The organism is Escherichia sp. KTE172 (assembly GCF_000408845.1).
In the GTDB taxonomy this organism is placed as follows: Bacteria; Pseudomonadota; Gammaproteobacteria; order Enterobacterales; family Enterobacteriaceae; genus Escherichia; species Escherichia coli.
Genome location: NZ_KE137316.1, coordinates 4571875 through 4588981, shown reverse-complemented (window position 1 = coordinate 4588981; position 17107 = coordinate 4571875). Strand labels below are relative to the sequence as shown.

The following is a 17107-nucleotide window of genomic DNA, read 5'->3' as shown; positions in this document are numbered from 1 at the left end:
CATTTCGTAATTACATTAATTAAAAAACTTAAAACCATTAAATAAATAAAAAACCACTAACTCTATGTGAAATAAATCAAAATTTCACGCTGCAATACTCCTTAGGATGTATAGCGAAAGGAGAAAAAGATATACCTCGATCGCCCCCCTTTCTCCCAAGTGAAAATAAAAGGTTATCAGTTTGCAACATCGAACAACATTCGTTGCAAATCGATAACAACATGCACCTTCAGGATACTATTTATTATGTTCGGCAATGATATTTGCACCCGTGTAAAACGTTCAGAAAATAAAAAAATGGCGGAAATCGCCCAATTCCTGCATGAAAATGATTTGAGCGTTGACACCACAGTCGAAGTATTTATTACCGTAACCCGCGATGAAAAGCTTATCGCGTGCGGTGGAATTGCCGGAAATATTATTAAATGCGTTGCTATCAGTGAATCCGTTCGCGGTGAAGGACTGGCGCTGACATTAGCCACCGAGCTAATTAACCTCGCCTATGAGCGGCACAGCACGCATCTGTTTATTTATACCAAAACCGAATACGAGGCGCTGTTCCGCCAGTGCGGTTTTTCCACGCTGACCAGTGTACCCGGCGTGATGGTGCTGATGGAAAACAGCGCCACGCGACTGAAACGCTATGCCGAATCGCTGAAAAAATTTCGTCATCCAGGGAACAAGATTGGCTGCATTGTGATGAACGCCAATCCCTTTACGAATGGTCACCGTTATCTGATTCAACAGGCTGCAGCACAGTGCGACTGGTTGCATCTGTTTTTAGTTAAAGAAGATTCTTCACGCTTTCCCTATGAAGACCGGCTGGATCTGGTGTTAAAAGGCACCGCCGATATTCCACGCCTGACTGTGCATCGCGGCTCCGAATACATCATCTCCCGCGCTACGTTCCCTTGCTACTTCATTAAAGAACAGAGCGTCATTAACCATTGTTACACCGAAATTGATCTGAAGATTTTCCGTCAGTACCTCGCTCCCGCGCTGGGTGTAACTCACCGCTTTGTCGGTACTGAACCCTTTTGTCGCGTTACCGCCCAGTACAACCAGGATATGCGCTACTGGCTGGAAACGCCGACTATCTCCGCACCGCCCATCGAACTGGTTGAAATTGAGCGGCTGCGTTACCAGGAGATGCCGATATCCGCTTCCCGGGTACGTCAACTGCTGGCGAAAAACGATCTCACGGCTATCGCGCCGCTGGTCCCTGCAGTCACGCTGCATTATTTGCAGAACCTGCTTGAGCACTCCCGCCAGGACGCGGCAGCTCGTCAAAAGACCCCCGCATGAGAAACAGGTGAAAAATGAAAATAAACCAGCCCGCCGTTGCAGGCACCCTTGAGTCTGGGGATGTGATGATACGCATCGCCCCACTCGATACGCAGGATATCGACCTGCAAATCAACAGCAGCGTTGAGAAACAGTTTGGCGATGCAATTCGCACCACCATTCTGGACGTTCTCGCCCGCTACAACGTGCGCGGCGTACAGCTGAATGTCGATGACAAAGGCGCACTGGACTGCATTTTACGTGCACGACTGGAAGCCCTGCTGGCACGCGCCAGCGGTATCCCGGCTCTGCCATGGGAGGATTGCCAATGATTTCCGCTTCGCTGCAACAACGTAAAACTCGCACCCGCCGCAGCATGTTGTTTGTGCCTGGTGCCAATGCCGCGATGGTCAGCAACTCCTTCATCTACCCGGCTGATGCCCTGATGTTTGACCTCGAAGACTCCGTGGCATTACGTGAAAAAGACACCGCCCGCCGCATGGTTTACCACGCGCTGCAACATCCGCTGTATCGCGATATTGAAACCATTGTGCGTGTAAACGCGCTGGATTCCGAATGGGGTGTTAACGACCTGGAAGCCGTCGTTCGCGGTGGTGCGGACGTTGTGCGTCTGCCGAAAACCGATACCGCTCAGGATGTTCTGGATATCGAAAAAGAGATCCTGCGTATCGAAAAAGCCTGTGGTCGTGAACCCGGCAGTACCGGCTTGCTGGCGGCGATTGAATCTCCGCTGGGCATTACCCGCGCAGTGGAAATCGCTCACGCTTCCGAGCGTTTGATCGGTATCGCCCTCGGTGCAGAAGACTATGTGCGCAACCTGCGTACAGAACGCTCCCCGGAAGGAATTGAACTGCTGTTCGCTCGCTGCTCCATTTTGCAGGCCGCGCGCTCTGCGGGTATTCAGGCGTTCGATACCGTCTATTCCGACGCTAACAACGAAGCCGGATTCCTGCAAGAAGCCGCCCACATCAAACAGCTGGGCTTTGACGGCAAATCGCTGATTAACCCGCGTCAGATTGATCTGCTGCACAACCTCTACGCACCGACCCAGAAAGAAGTGGATCACGCCCGCCGCGTCGTAGAAGCCGCTGAAGCCGCCGCTCGCGAAGGCCTCGGCGTGGTTTCCCTGAATGGCAAGATGGTGGACGGTCCGGTTATCGATCGCGCCCGTCTGGTGCTCTCCCGCGCAGAACTTTCCGGCATCCGCGAAGAATAAGGCAATCAAAATGACGCAGAAAATTGAACAATCTCAACGACAAGAACGGGTAGCGGCCTGGAATCGTCGCGCTGAATGCGATCTTGCCGCTTTCCAGAACTCGCCAAAGCAAACCTACCAGGCTGAAAAAGCGCGCGATCGCAAACTGTGCGCCAACCTGGAAGAAGCGATTCGTCGCTCGGGTTTACAGGACGGTATGACGGTTTCCTTCCATCACGCTTTCCGTGGCGGTGACCTGACCGTCAATATGGTGATGGACGTCATCGCGAAGATGGGCTTTAAAAACCTGACTCTGGCCTCCAGCTCCCTGAGTGATTGCCATGCGCCGCTGGTAGAACACATTCGCCAGGGCGTGGTTACCCGCATTTATACCTCTGGCCTGCGCGGTCCACTGGCGGAAGAAATCTCCCGTGGTCTGCTGGCGGAACCGGTGCAAATCCACTCTCACGGCGGACGTGTGCATCTGGTACAGAGCGGCGAACTGAATATAGACGTGGCTTTCCTCGGCGTCCCGTCCTGTGATGAATTCGGTAATGCCAACGGCTACACCGGTAAAGCCTGCTGCGGCTCCCTCGGCTATGCAATGGTTGATGCAGACAACGCGAAACAGGTTGTGATGCTCACTGAAGAACTGCTGCCTTATCCTCATAATCCGGCAAGCATTGAGCAAGATCAGGTTGATCTGATCGTCAAAGTTGATCGCGTTGGCGATGCCGCGAAAATCGGCGCTGGCGCGACCCGTATGACCACTAACCCGCGCGAACTGCTTATTGCCCGTAGCGCTGCGGATGTGATTTTCAACTCAGGCTACTTTAAAGAAGGTTTCTCCATGCAAACCGGCACCGGCGGCGCATCGCTGGCGGTAACCCGTTTCCTGGAAGACAAAATGCGTAGCCGCGATATTCGCGCCGACTTCGCCCTTGGCGGTATTACCGCAACGATGGTTGATCTGCACGAAAAAGGTCTGATCCGCAAACTGCTGGATGTACAGAGCTTTGACAGCCACGCTGCACAATCGCTGGCCCGTAACCCCAATCACATCGAAATCAGCGCCAACCAGTACGCTAACTGGGGTTCAAAAGGTGCATCGGTTGATCGTCTCGACGTGGTGGTACTGAGCGCGCTGGAAATTGACACCCAGTTCAACGTTAACGTGCTGACCGGCTCTGACGGCGTACTGCGTGGCGCTTCCGGTGGTCACTGCGATACCGCGATTGCCTCTGCACTTTCCATCATCGTCGCACCGCTGGTACGCGGTCGTATTCCGACTCTGGTGGATAACGTGCTGACCTGCATCACCCCGGGCTCCAGTGTCGATATTCTGGTCACAGACCACGGTATCGCAGTTAACCCGGCACGTCCGGAACTGGCAGAACGTCTGCAGGAAGCGGGGATCAAAGTGGTTTCTATTGAGTGGCTGCGTGAACGTGCGCGTCTGCTGACCGGTGAACCACAGCCGATTGAATTCACCGACCGCGTCGTTGCCGTTGTGCGTTACCGCGATGGCTCGGTGATCGATGTTGTGCATCAGGTGAAGGAATAAGCCATGCACCTGCTTCCTGAACTCGCCAGCCACCATGCGGTGTCAATTCCCGAGCTGCTCGTCAGCCGGGATGAAAGGCAAGCACGGCAACACGTCTGGCTCAAGCGCCATCCTGTTCCACTGGTCTCCTTTACCGTGGTTGCGCCTGGGCCGATTAAAGACAGCGAGGTCACACGCCGAATTTTTAATCATGGCGTGACAGCCTTGCGTGCCTTAGCCGCAAAACAGGGCTGGCAAATTCAGGAGCAGGCTGCACTGGTTTCCGCCAGCGGGCCGGAGGGCATGTTGAGCATTGCCGCCCCGGCTCGCGACCTCAAGCTCGCCACCATTGAGCTTGAACATAGTCATCCTCTCGGGCGGTTATGGGATATCGATGTCCTGACACCCGAAGGCGAAATTCTCTCCCGCCGCGACTATTCACTGCCGCCTCGCCGCTGCCTGTTGTGCGAGCAAAGCGCAGCTGTTTGCGCGCGTGGAAAAACCCATCAACTGACCGATTTACTCAACCGCATGGAGGCGCTGCTGAACGATGTCGATGCCTGCAACGTCAACTAAAACCACAAAGCTTGCGACGTCATTAATCGATGAGTACGCCCTGCTGGGCTGGCGCGCCATGCTGACTGAAGTCAATCTGTCACCGAAACCAGGCCTCGTGGATCGGATTAACTGCGGTGCGCATAAAGATATGGCGCTGGAAGATTTTCACCGCAGCGCGCTGGCGATTCAGGGCTGGTTACCCCGTTTCATTGAATTTGGTGCCTGTAGTGCTGAAATGGCACCAGAAGCGGTACTCCACGGATTACGCCCAATTGGTATGGCTTGCGAAGGTGATATGTTCCGCGCCACTGCGGGCGTAAACACGCATAAGGGCAGCATTTTTTCTTTAGGGCTACTGTGTGCGGCAATTGGCCGTTTGCTTCAGCTCAACCAGTCGCTAACGCCAACAACCGTTTGTTCTACGGCGGCAAGTTTCTGCCGTGGCCTGACCGATCGCGAACTGCGTACCAATAATTCACAACTGACGGCAGGTCAACGGTTGTACCAGCAGCTTGGCCTTACCGGCGCACGCGGTGAAGCCGAAGCGGGTTATCCACTGGTGATCAACCACGCCCTGCCGCATTACCTCACTCTGCTGGATCAGGGGTTAGATCCTGAACTGGCATTGCTCGATACCTTGCTCCTACTGATGGCGATCAACGGCGATACCAACGTTGCATCGCGCGGTGGCGAGGGGGGCCTGCGCTGGCTACAGCGCGAGGCGCAAACATTATTGCAAAAAGGGGGCATTCGAACCCCCGCCGATCTCGATTATCTCCGGCAGTTCGACAGGGAGTGTATCGAACGAAATCTCAGTCCAGGCGGCAGTGCCGACCTGCTGATCCTTACTTGGTTTTTAGCACAGATTTAATTATTTAAGCACTTGATAAAATTGGAATATTAATTGTCGGAGAACCCGTATGTCTTTAGCAAAAGATAATATATGGAAATTATTGGCGCCCCTGGTGGTGATGGGTGTCATGTTTCTTATCCCTGTACCTGACGGTATGCCGCCGCAGGCGTGGCATTACTTTGCAGTGTTTGTGGCAATGATTGTCGGCATGATCCTCGAGCCAATTCCGGCAACGGCGATCAGTTTTATTGCGGTTACTATTTGCGTTATTGGCAGTAATTACCTGCTCTTTGATGCCAAAGAATTAGCTGACCCAGCGTTTAATGCGCAAAAACAGGCGCTGAAATGGGGTCTGGCTGGTTTTTCCAGCACCACGGTATGGCTGGTATTTGGCGCATTTATTTTTGCATTAGGGTATGAAGTTTCCGGGTTAGGTCGTCGCATTGCCCTTTTCCTGGTGAAATTCATGGGCAAACGCACGCTGACGTTGGGTTATGCGATTGTCATTATCGACATTCTGCTGGCACCGTTTACACCGTCCAACACCGCGCGTACCGGGGGTACGGTTTTTCCGGTCATTAAAAACCTGCCGCCGCTGTTTAAATCATTCCCGAACGATCCGTCCGCGCGTCGTATTGGCGGCTATTTGATGTGGATGATGGTCATTAGTACCAGTCTGAGTTCGTCCATGTTTGTCACCGGTGCGGCACCAAACGTACTGGGTCTGGAGTTCGTCAGCAAAATTGCCGGTATCCAGATTAGCTGGTTGCAGTGGTTCCTCTGCTTCCTGCCGGTTGGGGTTATCTTGCTTATCATTGCGCCGTGGCTTTCCTACGTGCTGTACAAACCGGAAATCACACACAGTGAAGAAGTGGCAACCTGGGCGGGTGATGAACTAAAAACCATGGGTGCGCTGACACGCAGAGAGTGGACGCTGATTGGTCTTGTATTGCTCAGCTTAGGTTTGTGGGTATTTGGCAGTGAAGTCATTAATGCTACTGCGGTAGGTCTGCTGGCAGTTTCGCTAATGCTGGCCCTGCACGTTGTGCCGTGGAAAGACATTACCCGCTATAACAGCGCATGGAACACACTGGTCAACCTGGCAACTCTGGTTGTGATGGCTAATGGCCTGACTCGTTCTGGTTTTATTGACTGGTTCGCCGGTACCATGAGTACGCACCTGGAAGGATTCTCACCAAACGCAACGGTGATTGTACTGGTTCTGGTGTTCTACTTTGCGCACTACCTGTTTGCCAGCCTGTCTGCGCACACCGCAACCATGCTGCCGGTTATTCTGGCCGTCGGTAAAGGTATTCCGGGCGTACCAATGGAACAACTGTGTATCCTGCTGGTGCTGTCTATCGGTATCATGGGCTGTCTGACGCCGTATGCAACCGGTCCTGGGGTGATTATTTACGGCTGTGGCTATGTGAAATCAAAAGATTACTGGCGACTTGGTGCAATCTTCGGGGTGATTTACATCTCTATGCTGCTGTTGGTTGGCTGGCCGATTCTCGCCATGTGGAACTAATACGTTCGCCAAACGCTGAATAAATCATCACGCCCGCCAGGTAAGCCCACCTGGCGGGCTTTTTTATGATTTAATAGATAGTATTCAGTGTATGTATGAGTTCCACACCCATTATGAAAGCATTCTGGCGTAACGCCGCGTTGCTCGCGGTTTCTCTGCTTCCCTTCTCTTCTGCCAACGCCGTGGCGTTGCAGGCAAAACAGTATGGCGATTTTGATCGCTATGTCCTGGCCCTCTCCTGGCAAACCGGATTTTGCCAGAGTCAACACGATCGAAATCGTAACGAACGAGATGAATGTCGCCTGCAAACCGAAACGACCAACAAAGCTGATTTTCTGACCGTACATGGTCTATGGCCAGGATTGCCTAAATCGGTTGCTGCCCGTGGTGTTGATGAACGCCGCTGGATGCGCTTCGGTTGCGCTACTCGCCCAATCCCGAATCTACCAGAAGCGCGCGCCAGCCGAATGTGTTCATCGCCGGAAACCGGGTTATCGCTGGAAACGGCCGCTAAACTAAGTGAAGTCATGCCAGGAGCTGGCGGACGTTCCTGCCTGGAACGCTACGAATATGCCAAACACGGTGCCTGCTTTGGTTTTGATCCAGACGCATACTTCGGCACGATGGTACGCCTGAATCAAGAAATTAAAGAGAGCGAAGCCGGAAAATTCCTTGCGGATAACTACGGTAACACAGTGAGCCGCCGTGACTTTGATGCCGCCTTTGCCAAAAGCTGGGGAAAAGAGAACGTGAAAGCAGTTAAGCTAACGTGCCAGGGTAACCCTGCGTATTTGACTGAAATTCAGATCTCGATCAAAGCTGACGCCATCAACGCTCCGCTTTCTGCCAACTCATTCTTGCCACAACCACACCCAGGCAACTGTGGCAAAACCTTTGTGATTGATAAAGCAGGTTATTAATCCTCTGATTTACAAAACACGCTAATTCGTCTTCCATAAACCATGACGATTAAGATTTATACATAATGCGCTACATTGAGGAATTCCCTGAATGTGACGCAAATCACTTCAAAGAGTGAGCAACAGTCAGTATCATCATGTGAGTTAAACCCTCGCCGCCTGACGGTGAGGGTTTTCTTTTGGGTATGTTTATCTGCGACACTCGCAGTACCGACGACATGGAGTAAAAATGTCCAGACCAACTATCATCATTAACGACCTGGATGCCGAACGCATCGATATTCTGCTGGAGCAACCCGCCTATGCTGGTTTGCCAATCGCCGACGCGTTAAACGCAGAGTTGGATCGCGCCCAAATGTGTTCGCCAGAAGAGATGCCACACGACGTGGTGACAATGAACAGCCGGGTTAAATTCCGCAATCTTAGCGATGGCGAAGTGCGTGTGCGCACGCTGGTGTATCCGGCAAAAATGACCGACAGCAATACTCAGCTTTCCGTTATGGCTCCGGTAGGTGCCGCACTGCTGGGGCTGCGCGTTGGCGATTCCATTCACTGGGAACTTCCGGGCGGCGTTGCAACCCACCTTGAAGTGCTGGAACTCGAATACCAGCCAGAAGCTGCTGGCGACTACCTGCTTTAATCCCATCTGCACAAGCGATAACTCGCTTTGCCCAGAGGATGCACTCGCATCCTCTTTTCGCTCAAATATCAACCAGATTTATCATTTTGCTCTTAAGCGCAGCATTCTAATCTGAACTGGTTATTCATCTGCGGAACCTCATATGAGCGAAGCTCTCGGTATCACTGCATTTTATATATTCATAGCCGCGATTATTGTTGCTGCAGTGCTATACCTTGAACAACGCTGGTAGCGCCTGGTTTTATTTATTTTCCAGCTCAATAGCAAATTCAGATCAAATCAGCCTCGCAAATCATAGATTCATAACCAATAATGTGCTGTTATGTATACATGCAAAAACAAGGAGAGAATGCTTATGTACAAGACAATCATCATGCCAGTGGATGTTTTCGAAATGGAATTGAGCGACAAAGCTGTTCGCCACGCTGAATTCCTCGCCCAGGATGACGGAGTTATTCATCTACTTCACGTACTACCCGGGTCAGCCAGCCTGAGCCTGCACCGTTTTGCCGCTGATGTGCGTCGTTTTGAAGAGCATCTGCAACATGAAGCAGAAGAACGTCTGCAAACGATGGTCAGCCACTTCACCATCGATCCTTCCCGCATTAAGCAACATGTCCGTTTTGGTAGCGTGCGGGATGAAGTCAATGAGTTGGCAGAAGAACTGGGGGCTGATGTTGTAGTTATCGGTTCTCGCAACCCATCGATTTCGACCCATCTGTTAGGTTCTAACGCCTCGAGCGTGATCCGCCACGCCAATCTGCCGGTGCTGGTTGTGCGTTAATTGCCAGAATAAATATCCCGCCCTGCCCGGAGCCATCCCGGCGGGGCTTTTTATTGCCATAAAAAAGCCGCCAGGTTTGACCCCGGCGGCTAAGCAATTGCAGGTGAATCTTACTTCTTCTTATGCTGTTTTGGTGCGAATCAGGTAGTCAAAAGCACTCAGAGAGGCTTTGGCACCTTCGCCAGTGGCGATGATGATCTGCTTGTACGGAACCGTTGTACAGTCACCCGCTGCGAACACGCCTTTCACGTTGGTTTCGCATTTCGCATCAATGATAATCTCGCCCATGCGGTTACGTTCGACTGCGCCTTCGAGCCAGTTGGTGTTCGGCAGCAGACCAATCTGCACGAAAATACCGGCCAGTTCGATGTTGTGAATATCGCCGCTGACACGATCGCGATATTCCAGACCAACGACTTTGCTGCCGTCGCCTTTCACTTCCGTGGTTTGCGCATTCAGAATAATTTCGACGTTTTTCAGGCTGCGCAGTTTGTCCTGCAGAACCTGGTCGGCTTTCATTTCTGGCGCAAATTCCAGCAGCGTTACGTGCTCAACGATACCCGCCAGGTCAATTGCCGCTTCCACGCCGGAGTTACCGCCGCCGATAACCGCTACGCGTTTACCTTTAAACAGCGGGCCGTCGCAGTGCGGGCAGTAGGTCACGCCTTTGGTGCGATACTGATCTTCGCCCGGAACGTTCATGTTGCGCCATTTTGCACCGGTCGCCACGATAATGCTGCGTGCTTTCAGTACCGCGCCAGAAGCTGTTTCAATCTGATGCAGGCCACCTTCAACCGCTGCCGGGATCAGTTTGCTGGCGCTCTGGCTGTCGATCACATCAACGTCGTATTCATCAACGTGAACTTTCAGCGCACCTGCCAGTTTCTGGCCTTCGGTCTTCGGTACAGAAATGTAGTTTTCGATATCAACGGTATCGAGGATCTGACCACCAAAACGTTCGCCCATCAGACCGGTACGGATGCCTTTACGTGCGGAGTAAATTGCTGCCGCTGCACCCGCCGGGCCGGAACCGACGATTAATACGTCATAAGCATCACGCTTGTTCAGCTCTTCTGCCGCACGTTTTTCCGCGCCAGTATCAATTTTGGCGACGATTTCAGTCAACGTCATGCGACCCTGACCAAACTCTTTCCCGTTTACGAACACTGCCGGAACGCCCATCACGTTGCGATCGGTGATTTCGTTCTGGAAGGTGCCGCCGTCAATTGCAGTGTGCTTGATGCGCGGGTTCAGTACGCTCATCAGATTCAGCGCCTGCACCACATCCGGGCAGTTGTGGCAAGAGAGCGAGTAATAGGTTTCGAATTCAAAATCACCGTCAATATGGCGAATCTGCTCCAGCAGAGACTGCGCTTCTTTCGACGGATGACCACCGGTCCACAACAACGCCAGTACCAGCGAGGTAAACTCGTGGCCCAGCGGGGAACCTGCAAAACGTGGCCCCTGGTTGGAACCTGGGTTAGTGATCAGGAAAGACGGCTTACGCACCGGCAAGCTGTTATCTTCTTTAAAGGTGACTTTGTCTGACAGTTCTGCGATTTCAGCCAACAGTTCCTTGATTTCTGCCGATTTAGCGCTGTCATCCAGCGTGGCAATTAACTCAACAGGCTTGGTCAATTTCTCAAGGTAAGCCTTGAGTTGAGTTTTCATATTTGTGTCGAGCATGTTTATCTCCTGGGCTTTAAACATCATCATGCAAGCGGCCTCTGCGGCTACCTGGATGCAGCTTGCATCATGGTGCGGGGAAGAAAATCGGGTGCCGCAGCACCCGAAGAATTAGGTGAATTTCCGAAGTATTTCGCGCCGGAGTTGGTAGCGCGAAAGACGAAGGAAATTTAGATTTTACCAACCAGGTCCAGAGACGGAGCCAGAGTTGCTTCACCTTCTTTCCATTTAGCCGGGCAAACTTCACCTGGGTGAGAAGCTACGTACTGTGCTGCTTTGATTTTACGCAGCAGGTCAGACGCGTCACGGCCAATGCCTTCAGCGGTAACTTCGATTGCCTGGATGATACCCTGCGGGTCAACAACGAAGGTCGCACGGTCAGCCAGACCTTCATCTTCACGCATGTTGTCGAAGTTACGGGTCAGGGCGCCAGTCGGGTCGCCGATCATCGCATATTTGATTTTAGCGATGGTTTCAGAGCTGCTGTGCCATGCTTTGTGGGTGAAGTGAGTATCGGTAGATACTGCGTATACGTCTACGCCCAGTTTCTGCAGTTCTTCGTAGTGGTCAGCAACGTCACCCAGTTCGGTCGGGCATACGAAAGTAAAGTCAGCCGGGTAGAAGAAGAAGACGCTCCAGCGGCCTTCGGTATCTTTTTCGGTGATTTCGATGAATTCGCCGTTTTTGAATGCCTGGTTTTTAAAAGGTTTAATTTTGGTGTTAATCAAGGACATCTATACTTCCTCCGTGTTTTCGATGAGATGTAAGGTAACCAATTTTTGCCGATTCGGCTAATGCGTTTCCATTATCAAATCGATAAGTTTTACCTTACAACCTTCGTAAGACAACTTTGTGAACTTTGCACCGCCAGCGGCGATAAAAAGTAAAATGGCCCCCTTTCCAGGTGACCGTGTAATCTGAACTACCCTTTGGTATCTTCAGCGCCTGCCTGCAGGCTGAGGTGTTGCCCTTACAAATGCAACAACGACATGGATTACAACACCCTCATAAACAAAGGGCAATCACCTGATCTAAGCTCTTACCTATGACAGTGATAGGTTATGCCTTTTACCCGACTTTTGCACTGACTGAAAAGGACAAATTAATGTTAAAAAAGATACTTTTACTGGCTCTGCTTCCTGCAATCGCCTTCGCAGAGGAACTTCCTGATCCAGTAAAAGCGATTGAAAAACAGGGCATTACAATCATCAAAACGTTCGATGCTCCCGGAGGAATGAAAGGTTATCTCGGCAAGTATCAGGATATGGGCGTCACCATCTACCTGACTCCAGATGGTAAGCACGCTATCTCCGGTTACATGTACAACGAGAAAGGTGAAAACCTGAGTAACACACTTATCGAAAAAGAAATTTACGCACCAGCCGGGCGCGAAATGTGGCAACGGATGGAACAATCCCACTGGCTCCTCGACGGTAAAAAAGACGCGCCGGTCATTGTCTACGTCTTCGCCGATCCGTTCTGCCCATATTGTAAACAGTTCTGGCAGCAGGCTCGCCCGTGGGTTGATTCTGGCAAAGTGCAATTAAGAACATTGTTGGTTGGCGTTATCAAGCCAGAAAGCCCGGCGACAGCAGCGGCAATTCTTGCCTCCAAAGATCCCGCAAAAACCTGGCAAGAATATGAAGCCTCTGGTGGCAAGCTTAAGCTAAACGTGCCTGCAAACGTAAGTACAGAGCAAATGAAAGTGTTAAGCGACAACGAGAAACTGATGGACGATCTGGGGGCAAATGTCACACCAGCTATCTACTACATGAGTAAGGAAAATACACTGCAACAGGCCGTGGGGTTGCCCGATCAGAAAACGCTTAATATCATTATGGGGAATAAATAAAAGATAATTCATGGATGGTTGAAATATATCCCTATTTTTCAACCATCCTAAAAAAGCATGAATTGCTCGCTCTGCCCTAAGTGGCTGTGCTATTTTAGAAAAACTTAATTCTGAGTTAAGCAAAAAAACATAATACAAATAAATACAACAGCAACATTATTGAACAAATGAATGATTTATAGAAGAGATAATATAACGGAGTATGTTATGGCGAATCTTTATGACCTAAAAAAATTTGATCTGAATTTACTGGTCATATTTGAGTGTATTTATCAACATCTCAGCATTAGTAAAGCGGCAGAATCATTATATATAACGCCCTCTGCTGTTAGTCAGTCGTTACAACGTTTACGTGCGCAATTTAATGACCCGTTATTCATTCGCTCAGGGAAAGGTATCGCGCCGACTACGACAGGGTTAAATCTGCATCATCATCTTGAGAAAAATCTCAGAGGCATTGAACAAACGATCAATATTGTTAATAAGTCTGAGCTAAAGAAAAATTTTATTATCTACGGTCCTCAGCTTATTTCTTGTACTAATAACAACATGCTAATCCGCTGTCTTAGACAAGATACTTCAATCGATATAGAATGCCATGACATACTGCTTTCAGCTGAAAATGCCGAAGAACTGTTGGTTCAACGCAAAACTGACCTGGCAATTACACTACAACCAGTAATTAGCCGCTCTGTCATCTGCATGCCGTTACATACTATTCGCAATTCTCTTATATGTAGCAACAAACATCCTCGTATTACCGATACCAGTAACTATGAACAAATTATCGCCGAAGAATTCACCTTGTTGATATCTAAATCAGCAGGGATTGACGAAATTCAAATGGACATAGATGAACGTTTTATGAACCGTAAAGTTTCATTTCGCAGTTCTTCTTTGTTGACGATAATTAATAGTATTTCTGTTACTGACTTATTGGGCATTGTGCCCACCGAACTGTACGATTTACATCGTGATTTTTTGAAGTTACAAGAGATAAAACTGGAACGACCACTTCCTGCGGTTAAACTTTATATTTCCTATAACAAGGCTTCGTTGAACAACCTTGTCTTCTCACGATTCATAGATCGTTTAAATGATAGCTTCTGATTTATTACCACGGATAAATGTTATATTACGCATCAATTAATTCATTGTGTGAATATAAAATAATGTGCTCTATCTTGCTTCGTTTACCCTATAATTAACGGATTCATCTCACGAGTCACCCCGTAACGTTCAGAGAGCGTTTTCAGATGTCTATTTATAAAATCCCGCTTCCACTGAATATTCTGGAAGCTGCAAAAGAACGTATTACCTGGACACTTAACACCCTACCCCGCGTCTGCGTTTCTTTTTCGGGTGGTAAAGATTCCGGATTAATGCTGCATCTGACCGCCGAACTTGCCCGACAAATGGGCAAAAAAATTTGTGTTTTATTTATCGACTGGGAAGCTCAGTTCTCTTGCACCATTAACTATGTTCAGTCTCTGCGCGAGTTGTACACCGATGTCATCGAAGAGTTTTACTGGATTGCGCTCCCGCTTACAACGCAAAATTCCCTATCACAATACCAACCCGAATGGCAGTGCTGGGAACCTGATGTCGAATGGGTACGTCAGCCCCCGCAAGATGCGATAACCGATCCTGACTTTTTCTCCTTTTACCAGCCTGGCATGACCTTCGAACAATTTGTGCGTGAGTTTGCCGAATGGTTTTCGCAAAAACGTCCGGCGGCGATGATGATCGGCATCCGTGCGGATGAGTCCTACAACCGTTTTGTCGCCATCGCCAGTTTAAATAAACAACGTTTTGCCGATGATAAGCCCTGGACTACTGCCGCACCAGGCGGTCATAGCTGGTACATTTACCCCATCTACGACTGGAAAGTCGCTGATATCTGGACCTGGTATGCTAGCCATCAACGCCTCTGTAACCCACTGTATAATATAATGTATCAGGCAGGCGTTCCTCTACGTCATATGCGAATTTGCGAACCTTTTGGTCCGGAACAACGGCAAGGATTATGGCTCTATCACGTTATCGAACCGGATCGCTGGGCTGCTATGTGCGCACGAGTCAGCGGGGTAAAAAGTGGCGGCATTTACGCCGGACATGACAACCATTTTTATGGTCATCGGAAAATCCTCAAGCCCGAACATTTAGACTGGCAGGAGTATGCATTATTGCTACTCAACAGCATGCCGGAGAAAACAGCTGAGCATTATCGCAATAAAATCGCCATTTATTTGCACTGGTATCAGAAAAAAGGCATCGAGGTTCCACAAACCCAGCAAGGGGACATTGGCGCGAAAGATATCCCCTCCTGGCGGCGAATATGCAAAGTTTTACTCAATAACGATTACTGGTGTCGGGCATTATCATTTAGCCCGACCAAAGCGAAGAACTATCAGCGTTATAACGAACGAATAAAAGGAAAACGTCAGGAATGGGGGATACTATGCAACAACGATTAACGCAGGATTTAACCCAATTTCTCGCCAGCTTGCCGGAAGACGATCGCATCAAAGCGATTAATGAAATCCGCATGGCGATCCATCAGGTTAGCCCCTTTCGAGAAGAGCCAGTGGATTGCGTTCTGTGGGTTAAAAACAGCCAACTTATGCCTAATGATTACAACCCAAACAACGTGGCACCACCCGAAAAAAAACTGCTGAAAAAATCCATTGAAATAGATGGTTTTACCCAACCCATTGTGGTCACGCATACGGATAAAAATGCCCTGGAAATCGTGGATGGTTTTCACCGCCATGAAATTGGTAAAGGCTCATCATCGTTAAAATTACGCTTAAAAGGTTATTTGCCGGTGACCTGTCTGGAAGGTACGCGTAATCAACGCATCGCCGCGACTATTCGTCATAACCGCGCTCGTGGACGTCACCAAATCACTGCCATGTCAGAAATCGTCCGTGAACTCAGCCAGTTGGGATGGGACGATAATAAAATTGGCAAAGAGCTGGGAATGGACAGCGACGAAGTGCTACGCCTGAAGCAAATTAACGGCCTGCAAGAGTTGTTTGCCGACCGTCAATATTCCCGCGCCTGGACGGTTAAATAGCTAAAGCTGGCGCAGGCGTTCAGCTGCTGCCAGCAACGTCGATTCCTTCTTGGCAAAACAGAGACGAATCAGTTTATGTGGGAAGGGATCGGCGCAAAACACCGATAGCGGAATCGCCGCTACGCCGTGCTCCTGCGTCAGCCACTGGCAAAACTCAACGTCATCCAGGGTAGATACGGCGCTGTAATCCACCAGCAAAAAGTATGTACCTTCGCACGGTAAAATCTCCAGCCGGCTTTCATTTAAGGCATTCACCAGAATATCGCGCTTCTGGCGATAAAAGTCCGGTAACGCAAGATAATGCTCAGGTTCTGCACGTAGCATATCGGCAAGCGCCAGCTGTGCCGGGGTATTCACCGAAAAGGTCAGATACTGATGTACCTTGCGAATTTCGGCACTGATGGGCGCTGGCGCAACGCAATAACCCACTTTCCAGCCGGTCATATGATAGGTCTTGCCAAATGAAGAAACTGCCACCGCCCGCTCACGCAGCTGCGGATGCGCCTGCACGCTGGCATGGCCCTGTTGTGAAAAGTTGATGTGCTCGTAAACTTCATCGCTAATGACAAAAATCTCGTGCCCGGCAATTGCCTGCCACAAAGCGGCGAAATCAGCCTGCTGCCAGACAGTTGCACTGGGGTTATGCGGGGTGTTGAGGATCACCAGTCGGGTGCGCTCGCTTAACAATGCGGCAAATTCCTGCCAGTCCACGCGAAAATGCGGTGGTTGCAGTGCAATACGTTTCACTATTCCCCCCGAAAGCGCGATGGCGGGCGCGTAACTGTCATAGCTGGGATCAAAGCAGATCACTTCATCACCATTGCGCACCAATGCGGTAATCGCTGCATATAACGCTTCCGTCGCCCCTGCCGTTACGGTGATATCACTATCGGCATCCGGTTGATAGCCATACAGACGTTCCGTTTTCTGAGCAATCGCCTCGCGCAAGGCCTGCACGCCAGTCATAGGCGCGTATTGGTTTGCCCCCTGGTCAACATGGTACGCCAGCCGCTCCTGCAAATAGCGCGGACCATCAAAATCAGGAAAGCCTTGCGAAAGGTTAATCGCCTGGTGTTGCTGCGCCAGCGCGCTCATCTGGGTGAAAATAGTGGTGCCAAGTTGTGGAAGTTTGCTTTGTGGAATCAGAGGGTTATTTGTCAT

Annotated in this window: 18 protein-coding genes; 15 read left to right on the top strand and 3 right to left on the bottom strand. The window is 50.2% G+C overall.

Annotated features, from left to right (window positions below):
- Nucleotides 1-246: 246 nt before the first annotated feature.
- The 11 genes from citC (at nt 247) to uspG (ending at nt 9329) form a co-directional block, all read left to right on the top strand.
- Complete coding sequence (citC, locus tag G434_RS02710) at nt 247-1305, top strand: [citrate (pro-3S)-lyase] ligase (RefSeq protein ID WP_000467674.1); 1059 nt, start codon at nt 247-249, stop codon at nt 1303-1305.
- A gap of 14 nt (nt 1306-1319) precedes the next feature.
- Nucleotides 1320-1616 carry a citrate lyase acyl carrier protein gene (gene citD, locus G434_RS02715; RefSeq protein WP_000700703.1) on the top strand — a complete coding sequence of 99 codons (297 nt, stop codon included), beginning with the start codon at nt 1320-1322 and terminating at the stop codon, nt 1614-1616.
- A complete protein-coding gene (gene citE / locus G434_RS02720) occupies nt 1613-2521 on the top strand; it encodes a citrate (pro-3S)-lyase subunit beta (protein WP_001309339.1) in 909 nt (302 codons plus the stop codon). The genes citD and citE overlap by 4 nt, the downstream gene beginning before the upstream one ends.
- Nucleotides 2522-2531: 10 nt before the next feature.
- On the top strand, nt 2532-4064 hold the full coding sequence (citF, locus tag G434_RS02725) for a citrate lyase subunit alpha (RefSeq protein WP_000192243.1): 1533 nt from the start codon (nt 2532-2534) through the stop codon (nt 4062-4064).
- A 3-nt stretch (nt 4065-4067) separates the two neighbouring features.
- Nucleotides 4068-4619: a citrate lyase holo-[acyl-carrier protein] synthase gene (citX, locus tag G434_RS02730; protein WP_000550422.1), complete on the top strand. Its 552-nt coding sequence runs from the start codon at nt 4068-4070 to the stop codon at nt 4617-4619.
- Nucleotides 4594-5472, top strand: coding sequence for a triphosphoribosyl-dephospho-CoA synthase CitG (gene citG / locus G434_RS02735; RefSeq protein ID WP_000062464.1), 879 nt, complete (start codon nt 4594-4596; stop codon nt 5470-5472). Before citX ends, citG begins: the two co-directional genes overlap by 26 nt.
- A 49-nt stretch (nt 5473-5521) precedes the next feature.
- On the top strand, nt 5522-6985 hold the full coding sequence (gene citT, locus G434_RS02740) for a citrate/succinate antiporter CitT (protein WP_000050323.1): 1464 nt from the start codon (nt 5522-5524) through the stop codon (nt 6983-6985).
- Nucleotides 6986-7098: 113 nt separating this feature from the next.
- Entirely contained in the window at nt 7099-7905 is an 807-nt protein-coding gene (gene rna / locus G434_RS02745; RefSeq protein WP_001298345.1) for a ribonuclease I, read from the top strand.
- Between the two features lie 229 nt (nt 7906-8134).
- Entirely contained in the window at nt 8135-8545 is a 411-nt protein-coding gene (gene rnk, locus G434_RS02750) for a nucleoside diphosphate kinase regulator (protein WP_000089731.1), read from the top strand.
- A gap of 142 nt (nt 8546-8687) precedes the next feature.
- Entirely contained in the window at nt 8688-8777 is a 90-nt protein-coding gene (yldA, locus tag G434_RS31150; protein WP_001287361.1) for a small membrane protein YldA, read from the top strand.
- Between the two features lie 123 nt (nt 8778-8900).
- A complete protein-coding gene (uspG, locus tag G434_RS02755; RefSeq protein ID WP_000278505.1) occupies nt 8901-9329 on the top strand; it encodes a universal stress protein UspG in 429 nt (142 codons plus the stop codon).
- Between the two features lie 120 nt (nt 9330-9449).
- Here the strand turns inward: uspG and ahpF are convergent, their stop codons facing one another.
- A complete protein-coding gene (ahpF, locus tag G434_RS02760; protein ID WP_001314555.1) occupies nt 9450-11015 on the bottom strand; it encodes an alkyl hydroperoxide reductase subunit F in 1566 nt (521 codons plus the stop codon).
- A gap of 170 nt (nt 11016-11185) precedes the next feature.
- Nucleotides 11186-11749: an alkyl hydroperoxide reductase subunit C gene (gene ahpC / locus G434_RS02765; protein ID WP_000052796.1), complete on the bottom strand. Its 564-nt coding sequence runs from the start codon at nt 11747-11749 to the stop codon at nt 11186-11188.
- 371 nt (nt 11750-12120) lie between these two features.
- On the opposite strand from ahpC, the gene dsbG reads away from it, so the two are divergent.
- The 4 genes from dsbG to G434_RS02785 all read left to right on the top strand — a co-directional run bounded on the left by dsbG (nt 12121) and on the right by G434_RS02785 (nt 15946).
- The gene (dsbG, locus tag G434_RS02770; protein ID WP_001305556.1) at nt 12121-12867 is read left to right on the top strand and encodes a thiol:disulfide interchange protein DsbG; all 747 of its coding nucleotides are present in this window, start codon (nt 12121-12123) and stop codon (nt 12865-12867) included.
- A 207-nt stretch (nt 12868-13074) separates the two neighbouring features.
- Entirely contained in the window at nt 13075-13977 is a 903-nt protein-coding gene (gene citR, locus G434_RS02775) for a DNA-binding transcriptional repressor CitR (protein ID WP_001366450.1), read from the top strand.
- A 146-nt stretch (nt 13978-14123) separates the two neighbouring features.
- Nucleotides 14124-15344, top strand: a complete 1221-nt coding sequence (locus G434_RS02780; protein ID WP_000029780.1) for a phosphoadenosine phosphosulfate reductase — start codon at nt 14124-14126, stop codon at nt 15342-15344.
- Complete coding sequence (locus G434_RS02785; protein ID WP_000502941.1) at nt 15317-15946, top strand: IbrB-like domain-containing protein; 630 nt, start codon at nt 15317-15319, stop codon at nt 15944-15946. Before G434_RS02780 ends, G434_RS02785 begins: the two co-directional genes overlap by 28 nt.
- Here G434_RS02785 and ybdL read toward each other — a convergent pair whose 3' ends face one another.
- On the bottom strand, nt 15947-17107 hold the full coding sequence (gene ybdL / locus G434_RS02790) for a methionine-oxo-acid transaminase (RefSeq protein WP_000183951.1): 1161 nt from the start codon (nt 17105-17107) through the stop codon (nt 15947-15949).